General features: G+C 39.4%; 1 protein-coding gene. It reads right to left on the minus strand.

From position 1 onward, the window contains the following. Positions 1 to 68: 68 nt before the first annotated feature. A complete protein-coding gene (locus tag SPD53_RS19690) occupies positions 69 to 1,472 on the minus strand; it encodes an IS4 family transposase (protein ID WP_442946251.1) in 1,404 nt (467 codons plus the stop codon). Between the last annotated feature and the right edge of the window lie 135 nt (positions 1,473 to 1,607).

Raw genomic sequence — 1,607 nt, forward strand, 5'->3', positions numbered from 1 at the left:
ACTCAAGTTTCGGACATGATAAATAAACCTCCGTTCTTGGTATCAAAGGGTTTGTACAGATTTTATTATTAAGCTACACCAGTATTAAACAACGTTTTTTGTAAATAGTCCGGTATTTTACTGAAAAACCGATCGAAAAATTCGTTGATTTGCTCGTCTGTTAGAAGGTATTCTTCTGCCATGGTGGAACCTACTAGTTCTAATATGGTCATCAATGCTTGCGCAAAACGAATATCTTCCATCTCATCGCAACACATATAGAAAAGTTGACCAATGGTTCTGGGATCTTCTTCCTCACGTACACTAAGTGACAACATCATATAACGTAGGAAAACGATGGAAGTGTGTGCAGTCATGGAATCGTAGCTGCGGCATTGAAATTCCTTTGCCAATCGCAAATTGGATTTGACCACCTTGAAAAAGCACTCGATTTCCCAGCGCTTGCCATAAATTCGGACGGCATCTTCTTCTGTATGTTCGAGGTTCGTTGTTAAAAGGGCAAGCCACTTTTTGGAACGGTTTCGATCACGAACAAAAACAATACGTGCTTGGATTTCATTCCCAGTTTGATCATACTGACGAAGTCCGACTACAACACTCGCTAGGATTTTAGCACGTCCACGCTTTTTACGAACTTTCTTGTAAAGCTGGTTCAACGTGTAAGATTCGCCTTCGTAAGTATAGTGAATTTTGGGTGAACGTTTGATCATGCAAACAACATGTAACGAATAGTTTTTCACGATTTTCGCTATGATAGCCGGATAGGCGAACCAACTGTCAAAAAGAACGGTTTTCGCCCCAAGCTGTTTGGGATTGATCGAATCCAGAAGATTGAACATCGTCTCCGTGCTCTTTTTCGTTGCTTCTTGGCGTCTACGATAACCAATCGTTCGCTTGTCGATGTTCGAATTCATCTCCTGATAACGATTCTTTTCATTTTTTGAACTTAGCAACGAAAAGGCAAGTGGTATAAAAGAAGCACCGTCTGACCAGCCAAGTGTGAGCATACGAAACCCCTTGAAATATCTTCCGGTTGTATGATCTTTCACTCGGGCAAGTAATTCGACGGCCTTACTACGATTGCGGCTGAACAAAGAATCATCAAATATGAGAACGCGGTCACGATCTTTAGACGTTAAAGGAAGTAAGAATTTCACGACAAGATGAGAGCCAACACTGGCAAGAAATTTACGCCAATTGTATGTCGGATTTTTCAAGAAATCGTATACCGTGTCCTTTTCAAAATCCTTTGGCACACGGTCTGATTCAAGGGCTCTAGAAAAACTCATGCCATGAAGGACAAGTCCGAAAATAAATTGCAAAATGAGACGTGGAGAAAATCCTTTTTCCTTATGAACATTGGCTTGATTAAGGAACGTTCCAATCTTTGCTTGCGTAAAAAAATGTAGCATACGAGAATTTGATTTTTCATTTTGGTTAGAATTTGGTAAAATGGTAGACACAGAAAACATCCTTTCTTTGGTTGGTGTCGATACCTATATTTTACCAAGGAAAAGGGTGTTTTTTGTATTTATTTTAATAGTTATTCCAATTTAAGTTCAAGTCCATCAAGGAGTTTTGTATGTTTTTTTACTCCGAAACTTGAG

The sequence above is a fragment of the Oceanobacillus sp. MO10714A genome, assembly GCF_037072045.1.
Classification (GTDB): Bacteria; Bacillota; Bacilli; order Bacillales; family Amphibacillaceae; genus Oceanobacillus; species Oceanobacillus indicireducens.

Coding starts and splice junctions, on each gene's coding strand:
- SPD53_RS19690 (WP_442946251.1), bottom strand. CDS start 1,472: ATGTTTTCTGTGTCTACCATTTTACCAAATTCTAACCAAAATGAAAAA.